A 17,636-nucleotide genomic window follows, 5' to 3' on the forward strand; every position below is an offset into this window, starting at 1 on the left:
ATTCAGTTATTCAAATTTTTTTATTTTATCCAGCATGGTTTGCAATATCACATCATCGGTAACCTCCATGCCTTCGGTTGCCAATCGGCCAATGTTGCGAATCGTCGCATCAATATCATCGTCGATTATTCCGTTTAGGCCATTTAAGTGATTGTGGTTCATGGCCAGCAGCGAGGATTGTATGGCCGCCCCAACGCTGGAGGATATTTTATGCGAACAGCCGAATTTGGCACCGTCGCAAATCATACCGGTAACACTGCCGGTCATGTTTTGCAAAGTCATTCCCAGTTGCTCCAGGTTACCACCCATAATATAGGTAATGCCACATGCTGCACCTGTTGTTGACAAAAGAACACCACACAGCGCCGACAGTTGCCCTACAAAGGATTTCATATAAATACTCACCAGCAGCGCCAAGGTCATGGCTCTAAGTAATTTATCCTGGCTTGCTCCCAGCTCCTGGGCCACCACCACCACAGGTATAGTCACACTAATGCCTTGGTTTCCGCTTCCGCAATTGGACATAACAGGCATGGAGCTACCTGCCATACGCGCATCCGAAGCAGCTGCGGCAAGCATGATAGACTTATTCATCAGGTCTTTCGATAATAGCCCTTTTTCCATACTTAACATCATCGACTTTCCTACCTGCAGGCCGTAGTTTCCGGTTAAGCCTTCTCTTGCAATGTTGTTATTTAGTGTTATTCCCTTTTGAAGAAACTCAATATCCTCTATTTTTACTTCTTGAACAAAATTATAGATTTTCTTAAAATTCCATTCTTTAAAATCGTTCCTTACGGTATCGGCTTTGCCGCTATTTTTTTTAAAAATAACATTACCGTTTTTTTCTTTAAGCACTACGTTGGTGTGGCGGTTTTCAATAATTACCCTTCCGGTATGGTTTCCACTGTAGCACGTACACTCGATATACAACTTGGGTACGTCGGATTTAACATCTATCGATACCAAATTTTGGTTGACAAACTCTTTTGATTTCTCAATAATATCGGTGCTTATGCCATCCAGTACTTCGAGTTCGTACTTTGGGTTGCCTCCCAGTGCACCCATGGCCCCGGCAATTGTTAAACCTACCATGCCCGAGCCCGGTATGCCAACGCCTATCCCGTTTTTAAAAATGTTACCACTTACCCTGAGCTTAATTTTTTCGGGTTCTTCGTTTAAAATTTCTCTACTTAAAGCTGCGGCATAGGCTACAGCTATCGGTTCGGTGCAACCCAGTGCCGGAACAAATTCTTCTTTAAGCTTACATAAAAAGTCATTGTACATGGTATGCTCTTTAAAGGTGTAGGACATCAACTTAGTTTAGATTAAACCAAGCAAAGTAAACGATCTTGCTTATGAGGTATTGCAACTTCCTTATTTTTTGTGGAAGTTTTCCTTTGCCTTTTGCAACCATTCGGCATAGGCTTTTTTGTTTGGTTCGTATCCTCTGGGTTCAACCAGATTTTCCTCTGAATGATCTACAATGGCATAATAGGGCTGGCTATTTATGTTGTATCTCGAAATCTGGAAGTCACTCCATTTACCACCAATTGTGGTTATCTTTTTACCCGTTGTTTCGGATGTGTAATGCTCTTCTTTGGGCAGATTTTTTTTGAAGTCAACATATAATGCCACCACAACAAAATCGTTAAGCATCAGTGAATTAACTGCCGGGTCGGACCATACATTAATTTCCATTTGACGGCAATTGACACAAGCTTTGCCGGTAAAGTCGATAAACAAAGGCTTATTCACCAATTTGGCATAAGCCAGGGCATCATCGTACTCATGAAATACCATTAGCCCCTGGGGTCCTACATGTCTTTTTTCTTCGAGTATCCGTTGCTCATCGCTCAGCGCCGTGCTGCTCACACTAATAGCTTTTCTGGCGCGGTTACCCACTCCCTCGGGCGATTCGGCATATTCCATAGGTGGAGGGAAAGCACTAATCAGTTTTAGCGGAGCTCCCCACAAGCCGGGTATCATATAAATAGTAAAAGAAAAAACCAGCAAACCCAGCAGCAATCTGGAAACCGGCAGATGATCCATTGGAGAATCGTGGGGCAATTTCAGTTTGCCAAAGAGGTAAAACCCTAGGGCACCAAAAACTGCAATCCAAATAGCGATGAATACTTCACGTTCCAAAAGACCAAGATCCAATACCAAATCGGCATTAGATAAAAATTTAAAGGCCAGTGCCAGTTCTAAAAAGCCCAGTACCACTTTTACAGAATTTAACCAGCCGCCCGATTTAGGCAACGAGTTTAAATACCCCGGGAAAGCGGCAAATAAGGCAAAGGGTAAAGCCAAGGCCAGTGAAAAACCGAACATCCCAATGAGTGGAGCTATTCCGCCTTCGGATGCAGCGGTAACCAATAAGGCACCCACTATGGGACCTGTACACGAAAAAGAAACCAAAGCCAAGGTAAGCGCCATAAAAAACGAACCTATCAAACCACCTTTATCGGCACCCGAATCGGCTTTATTTACCCATGATGCGGGTAACACAATTTCAAATGCTCCCAGGAAGGATATGGCAAATACCACCAGCAAAAGAAAAAAGAAAAGGTTAAACCAGTGGTTTGTGGATAAGGCATTTAACGCATCGGCACCAAAAAGCAGTACCACTACCCACCCCAGTACCACATAAATTAAAACTATGAAAATACCGTATTGAATAGCGTTTCGGATGCCTTTGGCTTTACTGGTACTTTGCTTGGTAAAAAAACTTACCGTCATGGGTATCATCGGAAAAACACAGGGTGTTAGCAGCGCAGCAAATCCACCCAGAAACGAAAGGAAAAATATCATCCAATAGCTCCTTTCAGATTTCTCTGTGGTGCTTTGTGTTTCTATAGGCTCTGTTTCGTTACCATTTTTAATTTCAACGTCTTTTTTATCGGCACTATCACTTTGCTTTTGGGCAGTTTCATCTTCCCTTTGTTCCGCCTCTACTTTTACCGCGGAAGTATTATCGTTTTGTTTTTTTGTTGTGGCTTTTCCCTTCAGTGATAAGTCAAACTTATCATCGCCCATTACGCACATGCCGGTTTCGTTGGAGCAACTCTGAAAATCAAAAGTACCCGATACTTTCAAGGGCAATTCCTTAATAAGTATAGTCTGACGTAATTCGGCACTCTTTTCGAAGTAACTTACTTCACCTTCCCATACTTCGTCGTACTTTTTCTTAGCATTTATGGGTTTTACATCACCCACGCGCTCGTAAGTATTGTTTTCATCAAAGTTAAACGAAATTAAGATGGGACCCAGTTCAGGGTCAAAATCGTTGGAGTATAGATACCAGGTATCATCAATGTTGGCTTTAAAAACAACATCAATCTCATCACCCACAGCAGCATCGTTAACAGAGAGCTGCACCTTCCACTTGGCCGGCTCTAATATTTGTGCGTTGGACACTCCATTTAATATACTTAGCAATAAAATTGCAAAAAATGTAATTCCCTTACTCATTATAATTGTATTTATAATTTTATATATGAAGATGCAAAACGTTAATAGTACATCTTTGTTTATTTGATGTCATTATTAAAGACAGTAAACTTACACTTTAGGGTGACAAAAAAGTAGGTTCTTTGCTATGTTTTTTTAGCAGATGCACAAGTAAAGTAACGCAACCTATTCTTTTTGTCAGTAGCTCAGGCATATACACATTCAAATATATACATACGTCATTTATATTGAAACAAAGGCCATTGCAACAAAGTAAGGTAATTTTAAGAGAAGAGAGGGTTAACAATTAGTTAATATTGTAATTACAGTAGTTTTTAAATGCCAATAAGGTAGGACACCATCTCGGGTTAAGTCTATGTTTTAAAAATGTGAAAGGGTACTAAAAGCAAAAAGCCCCGCTGTTATAGCGAGGCTTGGACTTTGCGTTGAAAATTGAAATATCAATATAAGTTTATTTCGTTATGCCAATTTAACATTTACCGCATTTAATCCTTTTTTACCTTCAGTCAGTTCAAAGACAACATCGTCGTCTTCTCTGATTTGGTCAATTAGACCGGTTACGTGAACGAAATATTCTTCGTTAGATTCGTTGTCCTTGATGAATCCAAAACCTTTAGATTCGTTGAAAAATTTTACTTTACCTTCTTTCATAATAACTTGTAAATAAAAATAACTATAAGTACAAATGTATCATTAAAAGTTAAATATCAATAATAATATTGCATAAAAAGAAGAATAAATTAAATATATATATGCTATTACGGTGTGTATTTGATATAAACGATTAAACAGCACCTAACAATGGTATGGAAGCACCTGGATTATACGATGTGTTATTACTGCCTGTAGGGATTGTATATATTTTGATCTTACCAATATTAAAACCTTTTATCCGTCAATCCCATCCCATTTATCTTGCGGTATAAATCAAGGGCATAAACATCTGTCATTCCACTAATAAAGTCGAGCACGCTTTGCAATTTCTGATAAGTGGTGGCTGTATTATCTACCCTGTACTGTTCCGGAATAAAGGCCAGTAACATGCTGCTATATTTATCGTTAGGGGTGAGTACGGCCTTTGAAAACTCGTGCAACAGGGAGCCTAATATTTTAAAACCTGAAATTTCTATTTCCACAACTGAAGGGTGGTGGTATATTTCTTTAAACGAAACTCGGGTACAGTTTTGTGCAGCAGCCTTGGTTTTTCCACTTAGATGGTCTGTGAGGCTTCCCTTGAAATTACCTGACATGATGGCATCGTAATTATCCTTAAATATCCGGGTGCACATGCCCACCAGTTTTCCTATAACGGAAGCTCTGATAAGTGTTATTTGCTCGTTGATATCGGTAACCTCACGGCACAGCTCTTCAATTTTACGGCGTGCGCCCCGGTCTTCCTCCTCGGCCAAAAAAGCCATCAAAATTTCCTTGGTTCTGTGGGTGTGCAGTATCCTTAATTTATGTGCATCCTCCACGTCCATTATTTGGTAACAAATATCGTCGGCAGCCTCAACAAGGTAAACCAGTGGGTGGCGGCAGTATTCGCCGGGTGCTTTTTCTATAAGTCCCAATTTATTTACAAGTTGCTCAAACATAGCCTTTTCGGACTGGAAGAAACCGTACTTTTTTTTATCGCTTGATCCCGACGAATAGGGATATTTTAAAATGGATGCAACGGAAGTATAGGTAAGAGAAAAACCGCCTTTCCGGCGTCCTTTAAACTGGTGCGTAAGTATTCTAAAAGCATTGGCATTACCTTCAAAATTTATCAGGTCGTTCCATTGGGCATCGTCAATTTCATACTCTTCTTTTAGTTTTTTGCCTTCGCCATGTATAAAGTAATGCGAAAGTGCCGATTCGCCGGAATGACCAAATGGCGGATTTCCCATATCGTGCGCCAGGCAAGCGGTAGCCACCACGGAACCAATTTCGTGTACCAGGGTATTATCAATTTTTTTCTCTTCTAATAAAAACTCCGCAATATTATGACCCAACGAACGGCCTACGCTGGCCACTTCTAAGCTGTGGGTGAGACGGTTATGCACAAAAACACTTCCGGGCAAAGGAAACACCTGTGTTTTGTCCTGCATCCTCCGAAAAGGCGACGAAAAAATCAAGCGGTCGTAATCGCGCTGAAATTGTGTGCGTTGATGCTTTACTGTTTGTGTGGCATCCTCCTGTCCGGTACGCGTAGTCGATAATAACTTATTCCAGTTCATACCTAGTAAATTACGGTTCGGTAATGCTTTATTTCTTTGTCCCACAGTTTTGCTTTGCCCCCTGTTACTTTGTGCATAAGCTGCCAAAAGCCCGGACCATGATTTTTTTCAACTGTATGGCAAAGCTCATGCAATATAACGCTGTCGATTAGGTGGTCAGGAAGGCGCATCAAATGTAGGTTAAGGTTGATATTGTTTACATTTGAGCAGCTGCCCCATCTGCTTTTTAAATTTTTGATGAACACCCGCTTATAGGTAAAGCCGTGCTGCTGTGCCAAATCATGCAAGCGCCTTGGCAAGTAATTTTTGGCCGATACCCGCATCGCTTCCTCAATGCCGTAACGAATATTTTCCTGCACCGCGGCCGACCTCACTTCCATATGGGCGGGATACTCAATGCAGAGCCGTCCATTTTTTAATTGCATGCGCATTTGCTTAAGAGGAGATTTTTTTATGGCAAGGGTAAAAGAGCGTGTTTTAAATAGAGTGGATTCATCAAATATGGTCAGGTCGTTTTCTTTTTCTTTCACTTTTTGCAAATTATCCCGAATCCATTGCCTATTGGATTCAACAAATGTTAGGGCCTCTTTAGGGTGCACATTTAAAGGAACCACCACTTTTACAGGTTCAAAAGGCTTTAGTTTGATGCTAAGGCGCTTTGCCTTTTTGCTAAGCTGAAAAAGTACCGGCCCCACCCCTTTTATTTGCAGTAACTCCATGCCTGCAAAATAAGATATTTATAACATGATTCGCAATTATTGCTGTTTATAAATTTGGTGATGTGTAAATCCCCTCTACGTCACATTTTACATTCCATGTTATAAGCATACAAATACCTACATATAAAAATATTCATATATTTGTACGCTAAATAAAAATACGAACACATTAGTATACGAAAACAGCACAATCCTGTTTTTATGTTATTAAAAGAATATAACAAGCCGTTAACGTATTCTCTCACAAAGGGGAATGATTATAAGGGCGAGTTCCCCCGATAAAAAATCGGGGCAGGCTATATGGTAAATGAAATCTATTATAAACATATGAAATACATTATTGTTGGAGGAGTTGCCGGTGGTGCAACAACAGCGGCGCGCTTACGTAGAGTCGACGAGCAGGCCGAGATTATCATGTTCGAAAAGGGACCTCATATTTCGTACGCCAATTGCGGATTGCCCTATTATATTGGAGGTGTAATCAAAGAGCGCGACAAGCTTTTGGTTCAAACTCCCGAATCCTTTGGTGCCCGATTTAATATCGACATCCGGATATTGTCTTTAGTTACTTCTATCAATCCTGTAAAGAAGCAGGTATCGGTTCAATCGGTAAAAACAGGTGTAACTTACACCGAATCCTACGATAAGTTGGTTCTTTCGCCCGGTGCCTCACCGGTAAAACCGCCCATTCCTGGCATTAATCTGCCCAATATATTTACCTTGCGCAATGTGGAGGACACGGATAAAATTAAATCGTTTGTGGATGATAACACACCGCGTACCGCTGTAGTTGTAGGTGCAGGTTTCATTGGCTTGGAGATGGCCGAAAACCTGCATCACTGTGGTGTTAAAGTATCGGTGGTAGAAGCTGCCCCCCAGGTAATGAACATGATGGATAGCGAAGTGGCCGCACCCTTGCATCATCATTTTAAAGAAAAAAACGTAGCGCTTTTTTTAAAAGACGCCGTTAAAGAGTTTAAGCAGGTTGACGATACCATCGAAGTGAACCTATCGAGTGGACGGATAATTAAAGCCGATTTCATTATTCTTTCTATTGGCGTAAAACCGGATACCAGCCTGGCCAAAGCAGCAGGTATAAAAATTGGGGAGACCGGAGGTGTTTGGGTAGATGAATACCTGCAAACATCGGTAAAAGACATTTATGCTGTTGGCGACAGCATAGAATTTCCGCATCCGATAACCGGTAAACCGACCATCGCATTTTTAGCCGGCCCGGCCAACCGTCAGGGGCGTATTCTGGCCGACAACATGGTTTACGGTCACACGCGTAAATACAAAGGCTCCATAGGCACAGCTATTGCTAAAGTATTTGATATGACTGCCGGCATAACGGGTATGACGCACCGCGGCCTGAAAGCACAGGGCATAAAGCACGATTGTACTATTGTTCATGCGGGTTCGCACGCCGGTTATTACCCCGGCGCTATGCAGATGATGCTAAAGATTAGCTTCGACCCAAATACTGGTAGGCTTTATGGTGGGCAAGTGATTGGTTATAAGGGTGTTGATAAGCGATTGGATTTGTTAGCCACCGTGATAAAAAATAACGGTACCATCTACGATTTACAGGAAATTGAACATGCCTACGCCCCACCGTTCAGCTCCGCCAAAGACCCGGTAAATCAATTAGGCTACAATGCCGAAAATATTATCCGTGGATTGTTTAAACCCTTGTCGCCCTTTAAATTTGCCAAGCGGATAAAAAAGGATGTCTTTGTGTTGGATGTGCGCACCCCGGAGGAGTTTAGTATCGATGCCATTGAGGATGCTGTTAATATTGAGCTGGATGCAGTTCGCAAAAATCTTCACCGCATACCGAAAGATAAAAAGATAATGATTTTTTGTGGGGTAGGTTTGCGTGGGTATGTAGCCGCCCGAATTCTAAAGCAAAATGGCTTCGATAAGGTGTATAATTTATCCGGTGGTTTAAAAGTATATCGACAGACTATGGATGAACAATCGAATGCAATATTTTTTTCGTCCGAAGAAAAGCAAAACGAGCTTGTATCGGGAAGTAATGGTGCCGGTATGCCAAAAATAGAGGTAAGGCAGATGGTTGTTGATGCCTGTGGGCTGCAGTGTCCGGGACCCGTACTTAAACTCAAAGATAGTATTGATGCCATCGAGTACGGCGAAAGGTTGGAGGTGAAAGCCACCGACCCGGGTTTTTACAACGATGTAGCCTCATGGTGTAATGTAACAGGACACCAATTGATATCGCGTGAAAACAAGTCGGGAGAGATAAGAGCCATTATCCAGAAGAATAAAAAGGAAACCGAAAACCAGGCTACCGCTAAATCCGATAACGATCACAAAACCATGGTGGTATTCAGCGATGATATGGATCGGGCTCTGGCTTCCTTTGTAATAGCGAACGGAGCGGCCAGCATGGGTAAAAAGGTTACCATGTTTTTCACCTTTTGGGGACTGAACGTAATTAAAGATGTAAATCGCCCCAAGTTGAAGAAGGATGTAATGGGCAATATGTTCGATAAAATGATGCCCGGACATGCCGGTAAGCTTAGACTATCTAACATGAACATGGGAGGCATGGGACGCCGTATGATGAAGCTGCGAATGAAAGACAAAAACGTTGATGCATTAGAAACCATGATTGAACAGGCACAACAAAGCGGCATAAACATGATAGCCTGCCAAATGAGTATGGACATTATGGGTGTGCAAAAAGAGGAGCTGATAAATGGCGTAAACATTGGAGGTGTAGCTAATTATCTGGAGGAGGCAGAACAATCGAATCTTAATTTGTTTATTTAAAAAACATGTAATCTTTTTTGCGCATGGGGTAACTAATGGCGTTGTATAATTAGTTTACCCCCGTGCGTAATTTGTAACAGTGCAATAATTTTAAAACACGCTTGTGGACTTTACTATTGATTCCATTTTTTATAAATTGATTGCCTGGTAGCGTGGAACGATCGTTACTTTATTTTATACAGCACTCACGGGGTTGACTAAAAGCATCACGGACATATGACCCTGTGTGTTAGCCTGGCGATTGAAATGAATCTTCTCGCTTATACATTGCCGCTAAATAAAATAATTAAAATAAATTACGGCTATTGTTGCAGGTGTAGTAATTTACTTTATCTTTGTCGCATAAATTTTTTTAATTACAGTAATGAACAAAGGAACAGTAAAATTTTTCAATGAATCTAAAGGATTTGGATTCATCAAAGAGGACGAAACAAACCAGGAGTATTTCGTTCACGTATCAGGTTTAATCGATGAAATTCGTGAAGACGATGCGGTAGAATTCGAGCTTAAAGAAGGTCGCAAAGGAATGAACGCCGTAAACGTTAGAGTATTATAATATATTATACGCTTTAATGAAGAAATTATGAACAGAGCTTAAGTCTTTCACCAGACAGCAGCTGGGTTCAAGAGATTATATTAAGCCGGAGTGTTTTTACACCCCGGCTTTTTTTTATGCGCTATGGTTCGGGCTTAATCAAAAAACTCCTGATGGATAGCTTTTATGGCTGCATCGCGGTCGCTGGCGGCAACCATAAAATAACTGGCCACTACCGAGGCTCCGGAAACAATCATACGTATGTTTATCTTTTTTTTGGCCAGCGCCATAAATAAGCGTCCGGCTACACCGGGATTCTCGAGTAATCCCTCGCCCACTACAGCAATAGTAGAAACCTGTTCGGTAGCTGTAATTTCTGTTATGGCCGACAGCTCTAAGTCCTCCGCCACTTTATAGGCACGTTTAACATCTTTTGCCGAAAGCAGCAAATTAATTACCACCTGAGAAGTGATTACGGATTTAATATTTATACCGGCTCTGTCCAGGGCTACGGTTACTTTTGCCAGTACACCCCGTTTAAGGCCCACACCGGCTCCGCGTAATTTTAACAGGCCAAAGTCATCGCTAAAGGTTACACTTTTAATAATTTGTGCACTCACTGTTTCTACGGCCTGCACTATGGTGCCGGGCTCTATAATGCCCTTAAATGAATCAATGTTTCCGATGTGAATGGGAATTGCTACCTCTTTAAGCGGTTCCACCGTGCGTGGGTGCAATATGCTGGCACCAAAGTATGATAACTCAGCCGCTTCGGCATACGACAGGCTGGTAATACGTTTGGGTGATGCTACTAATTTTGGATCGGCACTCATAAAGCCGTCCACGTCTTTCCATACGTCCAGCGACTCCGCATCCAAACAGCGTGCTATGGCTGCTGCCGAGTAATCGCTACCCCCGCGCCCCAGCAAGGTAATCTTACCACTGTCCGAAACACCATAAAATCCGGGCACTACATAAATTTTATCTTCTTTTAAACGCCCCTTAACATTTGGTGATGCTTTGTCGTAGTCAACAGTTGCATTACCGAACTCGCCATCGGTAAGCAAGGGCATATCTTCGGGCAAAGCCTCTTCGGCATCGATACCGTTGCTTTGTAAAATTGAGGTGATGACCAAAGAGCTCAGGCGTTCGCCATAACTCAGAATAACGTCTTCCACAAATGCCGGTACGTCGCCTATGTAATGTATTCCGGTGAGGTATCGGCTCAGTTCACGTATTCGACTCTCTACTGCTGCCAGTGTCTTATCCTGCCAGTATTTATCGTCAAAATTTTCCAAAATGGCCTCGGCCTTCAGTTCGCGCAGAAAGCGCATTAGTACCTCAATATGCGATTCGTCTTTTTTGACCTCGGCCATCGACTGAATAAGATGATTGGTGATACCATAAAAGGCCGATACCACGATAACCATGGGTCTGTCATAAGCTTTAATTACCCGGAGTAACTTTTGTATATCTTCTTTCTTTTTTAGGTTGGAGCCTCCAAATTTGGCCACTACTTTTTTAATCATCGGTTACCGTATTTATAAACCGTGAGTTTACAACACATTTGTAAAAAATCAAAGTTTTTACGGCTAAAGTGTTATTTTAAATGTAGCACCTGACTTTATTTTAGGCTGAAAAATTTAAAAGGTTTTCAGCTTTCGCTGATTCAGAGGAAAAGCTGCTTTTTTTTAAAAAGCTATTTCGAGGATTAAGCCGTTTCCAGAAGGTATTTATTTACCTTCTCGGCAGCTTCGCGTCCTTTTTGTATAGCTGTAACTACCAGACTGGCTCCATGATGTGCGTCGCCCGCAGCAAACACCTCTTCAGAACTTGTTTGATAGTTGTTGTTTATTTTCAGATTGCCTCTTTGGTCGGTTTCTATGCCCAGTTCTTGCACCAAACCTTCATGCACAGCATGTACAAAACCCATTGAAAGCAAAACCAAATCTACTTCCATCATTTTTTCGGTGCCCTCCAGCTCTGTCATTTTCCAGGCTCCTTTGTCATCTTTTGTCCATTCCACTTCTACCAATTCCACTTTTTTGAGCACACCCTTCTCTCCGATAAACCTTTTGGTTGAGAGGCTCCATTTTCGTTCGCAGCCTTCCTCGTGAGAGCTGGAAGTTTTGAGGGTTGTAGGCCAGTAAGGCCATGGGTTGCCTAATGCTCTGTTTTTGGGTGGCTTGGGCAATATTTCAATTTGTGTTACGCTTTTGGCTTTCTGTCGTATAGAAGTACCCACGCAATCCGATCCTGTATCTCCACCGCCGATGACCAAGACATGCTTGCCTTTGGCATCTATTCTGTTTTTGCTGGCAATTTTAACCCCTCTGTTTACTCTGTTTTGTTGGGTCAAAAAATCCATGGCAAAATAAACGCCATTTAATTCGCGACCTTCCACCGGCAAATCGCGGGGCTGCATGGCACCAATGGCCAATACAACGGCATCAAACTCCTTCAGCAGCCCTTTCCCATCTACATCAAATCCAACATGTTGATTGGTTTTAAACTGAATACCTTCCTGTTTAAAAATCTCCACTCTGCGGTCGATTACTTTTTTGTTGAGTTTAAAATCGGGTATGCCAAAGCGCAAAAGACCGCCTACTGCCTCATCTTTTTCAAATACGCTTACGCTGTGTCCCATTTGATTCAGCATGTCGGCTGCAGAGAGTCCTGCGGGTCCTGAGCCGATGATGGCCACTTTTTTTCCAGTCCGTGTTTCAGGCACACGTGCCTTTATATATCCGCTGGCAAAAGCTTTTTCTACTACCGAGTACTCATTCTCACGTATTGTAACCGACTCATCGTGTATGGCCAGTACGCATGATTTTTCGCAGGGAGCCGGGCATATGCGCCCGGTGAACTCCGGAAAGCTGTTGGTTGAGTGTAATATTTCGCTGGCCAATTTCCACTCTCCCTTGTAAACGGCATCCTGCCATTCCGGTATTTTACTGCCCACCGGACAAGCCCAATGGCAGAAAGGAATACCGCAATCCATACACCTGGATGCTTGTAATTTGCGATCCGTTTCGTTGAGCGTTTGCTCTACTTCACCGTAATCATCGATTCGCTCATTTACGGGACGATAACCGCTTACTTTGCGTTCTACTTCTATAAAACCTTTTGGATTACCCATTGTATTTATATTTTTTCAGAAAATGAAGCCGGGAGCCATCCATCAAACTTAGGTAATGGCATTATTGTATTCATTTTAGTGTTTGTCATTTAATAGATATTTACTCTCTCACGTAAGGTGCATCTTCCGTTTCTTTGAGTTTTTGTTCCAGCACTTTAATCTTTTGTTCTTGCTGTACTTTTTTATACTCAAACGGAATAACCTTAATAAACTTTGGCAGGTATAAGTTCCAGTTTACCAATATGTCCTGTGCTTTGTCGCTGTTGGTATGCAACAGGTGTTTGTTTAATAAATATTGCAATTCTTGCACATCAGCGGCATCCTCAACGGGCGATAAATCTACCAGCCCCTTGTTGCAGTAATAATCAAAATTACCCTCTTCATCGAGCACATAGGCCACGCCACCACTCATGCCGGCTGCAAAATTCCTACCTGTTTTGCCTATAACCGCTACACGCCCACCGGTCATATATTCGCAGCAATGGTCGCCTACGCCTTCCACTACGGCGTAAGCGCCCGAGTTACGCACAGCAAAACGCTCACCGGCCATTCCTCGGATGTAAACATTGCCCGAAGTAGCTCCATACAGAACAGTGTTGCCGATAATAATATTTTCTTCGGGTTTAAAGGAAGAGCCTGCCGGGGGCACCACAATAATTTTACCGCCTGACAGTCCTTTGCCCAGATAATCGTTTGCATCGCCCTCAAGCTTAAAGGCAACACCTTTGGTAAGAAATGCGCCAAAGCTCTGGCCTGCCGAACCGTTGAACTTGCAGTTGATGGTATTTTTAGGCAGTCCCGCTTCGCCATATCGCTTGCTCACCTCACCCGAAAGCATTGCACCAACCGTGCGGTCGGTATTGGCAATATCTTTGGCCACCCATACCCTGTCCTGATTGATCAATGCAGCTTGCGACTCCTCAATCAACTGCCAATCCATAACATCTTCAATGCCATGTTTTTGGTTGCTTGTGTTATGCAGTGGATATATTTTGGCCTCCTCGGGAAAATAAAGCAATCTGCTCATATCTATTCCCTTTGTTTTCCAGTTTCCAACACTCTTGTCCTGCTCCATTAAGTCCGTACGTCCAATTATCTCATCCAACGATTTGTAACCTAACTCGGCCAGGTATTCTCTCACCTCCTGCGCCAGAAAATTCATATAATTGACCACGTATTTATATTTACCTATAAAACGCTTTCTCAACTCGGGGTCTTGTGTTGCCACCCCGGCCGGACAGGTATTCAGATGACATTTGCGCATCATAATGCAGCCCAGGGTAACCAGGGCCGAAGTGGCAAAGCCAAACTCCTCGGCGCCGAGAATAGCCATTTTAATTACGTCCAGGCCTGTTTTAAGCTGACCATCGGTTTGTAGTTTTACCCGACCACGCAGGTTGTTCATCACCAGCGTTTGTTGCGTTTCGGCCAAACCAATTTCAACGGGCATTCCGGCATGCTTCACTGAACTGGCAGGAGAAGCGCCTGTTCCTCCTTCGGTGCCGGCTATAACAATCAAGTCGGCATGCGCCTTGGCCACGCCGGCTGCTACGGTGCCCACACCTGACTCGGATACCAGCTTTACACTAACGATGGCCTTTGGGTTGGTGCATTTAAGGTCGAAGATAAGCTGGGCCAGATCCTCGATTGAATAAATATCATGATGTGGGGGTGGCGATATTAAGGTAATGCCGGGGGTTGAGTTTCTTAGTTTGGCAATTATTTTATCTACCTTAAAGCCGGGCAGCTGTCCCCCTTCGCCCGGCTTGGCACCTTGAGCTATCTTAATCTGCAGCTCATCCGCATTCACCAGGTAGTTATTGGTAACCCCAAATCTACCTGAAGCAACCTGCTTAATGGCGCTGCGGGCATCGCTTTTAAAGCGTTCGGCATCCTCGCCGCCTTCGCCGGTATTGCTCCTGCCCTTCACCTTATTCATAGCTATGGCCAAAGCAGTATGGGCTTCTTTAGATATGGAGCCATAACTCATGGCGCCGGTAACAAATCTACGCGTAATATGCTCAATCGGCTCTACTTCGTTAATGGGGATGGGCTTGCGTTGTTTCAATTTCAACAGTCCGCGCAGGAACAGGGGATTCTTGTTGTCTTTGTGGACCGTAGCGGTGTATTCTTTAAATTTATTGTAGTCGCCCTCTTTGGTAGCCCATTGCAACAAGCCTATTGTTTCCGGATTCCAACCATGTTTCTCGCCATATTTACGGTAAGCATAATTTCCGGTACTATTGAGTGCGGCATTGGGTTTCGGCCTGGCATAGGCTTGTTGGTGGAACATTTGTGCTTCGCGTGCCAACTCATCAAAACCAACGCCCCCAATTTTTGAGGAGACACCTGTAAAATACTTCTCAATGATGTCCTGAGAAATACCGATGGCTTCAAAAATCTGTGCACCATGGTAGCTCCGTAGGGTAGAAATACCCATTTTACTCATTATTTTAAGCAAGCCTTTATCGATGGATTTTATATAATTTTCGCGTGCTTGAGAATAGTCCATATTAATATCGCCTTTTTTCACCAAATGATCGATGGTGGCAAAGCTTAGGTAGGGGTTAATGACGCTGGCACCAAAGCCCAGTAACAAGGCATAGTGCATTACTTCGCGTGCTTCTCCCGTTTCCACCATCAAGCCGGTCTGCATGCGCTTTTGGGCTTTTATCAGATGATGATGAACGGCTGCCACGGCCAGCAGCGATGGAACCGGGGCCATAGTTTCGGATATATTTCTATCGGAAAGTATTAAATAGTTTTTCTTGTCGTCAACGGCTTTTTCTGCCATTAGGCACATCGCTTCAAGGGCCTTTTTCATCCCTTCGCCACCTTCTTTTACAGGGTAAAGCATGGGAATGGTAAGCTGGGTAAACTCCTCGCGTCGGTAATCTTTTATTTTGCCCAGGTCGGTATTGGTTACGATAGGGCTCTTAAACTTGATCAGGCGGCAATGCGAAGGGGTGTACTCTAAAATATTTTTTGAGGCTGAACCAATATAGTTGGTCAATGACATCACCAGGCCTTCGCGGATAGGGTCGATAGGTGGATTGGTTACCTGTGCAAAAAGCTGGCGAAAATAATTGAACAAGCGTTGCGGCTTCTCGGACATGGCCGCTATGGGCGTATCGTTACCCATAGAAGTGATCGGTTCCATGCCTGTTTTTGCCATGGGGGTAATCAACATTTCGAGGTCTTCTTTGGCGTAACCAAATGTTTTTAAATAGGTATCGAAATTATCGATAGATGAGTTTACCCGCGTTTTTACTTCTATATCTTTTAAACTGATACGGTTTTCCTTTAACCAGTTTTCGAACGGATATTTTTGCGACAACTGTGCTTTAATTTCCTGATCGGGTATAATAATGCCCAATTGGGTATCCACCAAAAGCAATTTGCCGGGCTTCAACCTTCCCTTTTCGCTAATTTCCTCGGGTGCAAAGGTCTGTACACCTACCTCGGAGCCCATTACAATCATATCGTTTTTGGTAATTACATAACGAGAGGGGCGGAGGCCGTTCCTATCCAGTGTACCACCGATGTATCTTCCATCGGAAAATACAATGGAGGCAGGGCCGTCCCAGGGCTCCATAATGGTAGAATGGAATTCGTAGTAAGCTTTCAGGCTTTTGGGGATGGGGTTTTTATCATTCCACGATTCCGGTATGAGCATGCTTAGTGCTTGCGGCAGGCTTCTTCCGGTGAGGAACAAAAACTCCAAAGCGTTATCCAGCGAAGCCGAATCACTTTTGCCGGGTTCGATTACCGGGAATATTTTTTGAAGATCTTCACCAAATAAATCAGATTTAAGCAGCGCCTCGCGCGCCTGCATCCACAACCTATTGCCTTTGATGGTGTTGATTTCGCCATTGTGCGCCATTATCCTGAAAGGTTGCGCCAAATCCCAGGTAGGAAATGTGTTGGTGCTAAATCTGGAGTGAACCAACGAAATGGCACTCTTGAGCTTGGGATGCTGCAAATCGAGATAGTAAGTACCCACCTGCTCAGGTGTGAGCATACCTTTGTAAATAAATATCTTACTCGAAAGAGAGGGAATGTAAAAAAATGCCTTTTGCTTTAATTCCGATTCGCGAATCTTTCGTTCGGTCACCTTACGGGCTATAAAGAGTTTGCGTTCGAGCTTGTTTTGTTCGTATTTACCTTTTACAAATATCTGGCGGATTTGCGGTTCTGATTTTTTCGCTATTTCCCCAATAACAGAAGTATCCACCGGTACATCGCGATAGCCTATCAGTTCCAGGCCTTCTTCCATCAGCTGGGCATTCAGCACTTCCTGACATAGCATGGCTTCTTTATTATTGTTGGGCAAAAACAACAAGCCAGTTCCGTATTTGCCGGGTGCAGGTAAATTAAAACCCAAGGAGCTACAGAACTCATGCGGCACTTGGATTAATATGCCGGCACCATCGCCGGATTTATTGTCGGAGCTCTCGGCACCCCTGTGTGTCATGTTTACCAATACTTCTAAACCTCTGTTCACTATGTCGTGCGAGGTTTGTCCTTTGATATTGGCCACAAAGCCTATCCCACAGTTGTCGTGCTCATTTGCGGGGTCGTACAACCCTGCAGCCTTAGGAAATCTTACTTGCATCATATATACTAATTAATAAAGAAGGAATAATACTGAAAAACGCTCGGTCTGATTAAATGACCTCTTCACAAATCTGCCCACCATTTCGGGTGTTTGATAGAATATAAATAAATACCCCGCTTACGAATGATTATTGTAG

Annotated in this window: 10 protein-coding genes; 2 read left to right on the plus strand and 8 right to left on the minus strand. The window is 43.1% G+C overall.

Going from position 1 to position 17,636, the window contains the following annotated elements:
* Positions 1–6: 6 nt before the first annotated feature.
* The 5 genes from FN809_RS08400 to FN809_RS08420 all read right to left on the minus strand — a co-directional run bounded on the left by FN809_RS08400 (position 7) and on the right by FN809_RS08420 (position 6,412).
* Positions 7–1,314, minus strand: a complete 1,308-nt coding sequence (locus FN809_RS08400) for an L-cysteine desulfidase family protein (protein ID WP_142533051.1) — start codon at positions 1,312–1,314, stop codon at positions 7–9.
* A gap of 63 nt (positions 1,315–1,377) precedes the next feature.
* Positions 1,378–3,474, minus strand: a complete 2,097-nt coding sequence (locus FN809_RS08405) for a protein-disulfide reductase DsbD family protein (RefSeq protein ID WP_142533052.1) — start codon at positions 3,472–3,474, stop codon at positions 1,378–1,380.
* A gap of 459 nt (positions 3,475–3,933) precedes the next feature.
* Positions 3,934–4,125 carry a cold-shock protein gene (locus tag FN809_RS08410; RefSeq protein WP_142533053.1) on the minus strand — a complete coding sequence of 64 codons (192 nt, stop codon included), beginning with the start codon at positions 4,123–4,125 and terminating at the stop codon, positions 3,934–3,936.
* 227 nt (positions 4,126–4,352) lie between these two features.
* A complete protein-coding gene (locus FN809_RS08415; RefSeq protein ID WP_142533054.1) occupies positions 4,353–5,693 on the minus strand; it encodes a deoxyguanosinetriphosphate triphosphohydrolase in 1,341 nt (446 codons plus the stop codon).
* A 2-nt stretch (positions 5,694–5,695) separates the two neighbouring features.
* Positions 5,696–6,412, minus strand: a complete 717-nt coding sequence (locus FN809_RS08420) for a M48 family metallopeptidase (RefSeq protein WP_142533055.1) — start codon at positions 6,410–6,412, stop codon at positions 5,696–5,698.
* 327 nt (positions 6,413–6,739) lie between these two features.
* On the opposite strand from FN809_RS08420, the gene FN809_RS08425 reads away from it, so the two are divergent.
* Together FN809_RS08425 and FN809_RS08430 are read left to right on the plus strand one after the other, a co-directional pair.
* The gene (locus FN809_RS08425; protein ID WP_142533056.1) at positions 6,740–9,208 is read left to right on the plus strand and encodes an FAD-dependent oxidoreductase; all 2,469 of its coding nucleotides are present in this window, start codon (positions 6,740–6,742) and stop codon (positions 9,206–9,208) included.
* 364 nt (positions 9,209–9,572) lie between these two features.
* A complete protein-coding gene (locus tag FN809_RS08430) occupies positions 9,573–9,764 on the plus strand; it encodes a cold-shock protein (RefSeq protein WP_027472784.1) in 192 nt (63 codons plus the stop codon).
* 134 nt (positions 9,765–9,898) lie between these two features.
* On the opposite strand, the gene FN809_RS08435 is transcribed toward FN809_RS08430, so the two are convergent.
* The 3 genes from FN809_RS08435 to gltB all read right to left on the minus strand — a co-directional run bounded on the left by FN809_RS08435 (position 9,899) and on the right by gltB (position 17,500).
* Positions 9,899–11,272: an aspartate kinase gene (locus tag FN809_RS08435; RefSeq protein ID WP_142533057.1), complete on the minus strand. Its 1,374-nt coding sequence runs from the start codon at positions 11,270–11,272 to the stop codon at positions 9,899–9,901.
* A gap of 182 nt (positions 11,273–11,454) precedes the next feature.
* Positions 11,455–12,882: a glutamate synthase subunit beta gene (locus FN809_RS08440; protein ID WP_142533058.1), complete on the minus strand. Its 1,428-nt coding sequence runs from the start codon at positions 12,880–12,882 to the stop codon at positions 11,455–11,457.
* Positions 12,883–12,982: 100 nt separating this feature from the next.
* Positions 12,983–17,500, minus strand: a complete 4,518-nt coding sequence (gene gltB, locus FN809_RS08445; RefSeq protein ID WP_246095541.1) for a glutamate synthase large subunit — start codon at positions 17,498–17,500, stop codon at positions 12,983–12,985.
* Positions 17,501–17,636: the final 136 nt, after the last annotated feature.

The organism is Saccharicrinis carchari (assembly GCF_900182605.1).
Taxonomy (GTDB): Bacteria; Bacteroidota; Bacteroidia; order Bacteroidales; family Marinilabiliaceae; genus Saccharicrinis; species Saccharicrinis carchari.